Annotated in this window: 2 protein-coding genes; both read left to right on the top strand. The window is 51.3% G+C overall.

Annotation, left to right across the window (positions count from 1 at the left end; all coding sequences use genetic code 11):
* On the top strand, positions 1-372 hold a 372-nt coding region (locus WAO31_RS07190; RefSeq protein WP_509591940.1), incomplete at its 5' end, for a hypothetical protein.
* On the top strand, positions 373-1,615 hold a 1,243-nt coding region (locus tag WAO31_RS07185), incomplete at its 3' end, for a sensor histidine kinase (protein WP_509591938.1).

Genomic DNA, 1,615 nt, shown 5'->3' with positions numbered 1-1,615 from the left:
TTTGGCATGGCCGATAGTCAGCTATTTGTTTGCCTGGCTGACCCAATTGGAATCTTTAGGCTCTTGGCCACTGAGCAAAAGCTCTTGGAGGTGAGCACCAATGTGAAACTACTAATGAATAGGGTTCGAAACTCAGTGATTGCATCTGCAAGGCGCGAGATCGCAATAACGCTCCAGCGCCTGAGTCAACTTGAGGTAGTGAGCTTTCTTCCCGATGATCCCCAACAGATTGATCAGGCCATGAGAACCGGAATTCCCGCGATGTCCTTATCAAGAAGCGGAGCCTTCCGCCAGGCTATGACTGGCTTTGTTAGAGCCGAGATCTTGGGGGCCAAGGGTCAGCTGGATTTGCGGGTAGCTAAACTTGGGTAAGTGTCTACCCTTTCAGAGTTGATAGCAAAACACGGTGAGCCCAATAAGGCCAACACCGAGTGGCTGAACCTGCTTCTTTCCGAGTGGCAGCTAGCTGCCGACCTTTTGTTTGCCGACCTTGTGCTCTGGATTCCTTCTAAAGCAGGAGAGTTCGTTGCGGTTGGTCACGCCAGGCCATCGAGTGCTGCGACCGTCTTCTTTCGAGACATCACGGGTGAGGCAATCAGGAAAGAGTGGCTCCAGCTTGCCAGGCAAGCTTTTGAGGAAGGTGAAATAGCAGCCTTAAAATCGTCAGACCTTCTAAACGGTCTTCCAACCAGGCTGAGTGCAATTCCGGTGCACGGCCCTATAGGTAAAGAAGGAAAGAAACCACCGATTGCCCTAATCACCAGGCACACCAACCTAGCCGACAGCAGAACTCCAAACAAGCTGCAGATCAACTACGTGAATTGTGGGAATGAGCTTTTGGAGATGATCGCCGAGGGCAGCTTCCCGGATTATTCAACCCCAACCGGACCAAGGCGCGGTGCTCCAAGAGCCAACGACGGTTTGCTGAAGCTTGACACCGAGGGTGTTGTGGTTTTTGCAAGCCCGAATGGACTCTCCGCATTCAACCGCTTGGGAATCCTAGGTGAGCTCGAGGGTAAGTCGCTGGCCGAGGCAGCAACCAAGATTGTAAAAAAACAGTCCACTGTTGATGAATCACTGCCTCTTGTTCTAACCGGCAAAGCCCCCTGGCGAGCAGACCTTGAATCCACCAATTTGACGCTATCGATTCGTGCTATTCCGCTTCTAAAAGCTGGAGCTAGAACCGGAGCAATTGTTTTGTGTCGTGAGATTACTGAACTTAGGCGTCAGGAACAGGAGCTACTTACCAAGGACGCAACCATCCGTGAGATTCACCACCGGGTAAAAAATAATCTTCAGACCGTCGCATCTTTGATGCGCATTCAAACCAGAAGAACCGACAGCGCAGAAGTCAAGGACGCTCTCGAGCAAGCCATTAGGCGAGTGTCATCGATTGCCTTGGTTCACAACACTCTGGCCGAAGGCATCTCTGAAGAGGTTAACTTCGATGAGGTTTTCGCAAGCAGCATGAGGTTGGTAAAAGAGTTAGCCTCGGGGGATTCGAAGAATGTGAAGCTCCTTATCGAGGGCAAGTTTGGAAAGTTAGATAGCGAGATTGCAACACCCTTGGCTGTGACACTAACCGAGCTCGTCACCAATGCGGCAACTCATGGGC

The organism is Rhodoluna sp. (assembly GCF_049276775.1).
GTDB lineage: Bacteria > Actinomycetota > Actinomycetes > Actinomycetales > Microbacteriaceae > Rhodoluna.
The sequence above is the reverse complement of the archived record's forward strand: the minus strand, read 5'-3'. Positions and strand labels throughout refer to the sequence as shown.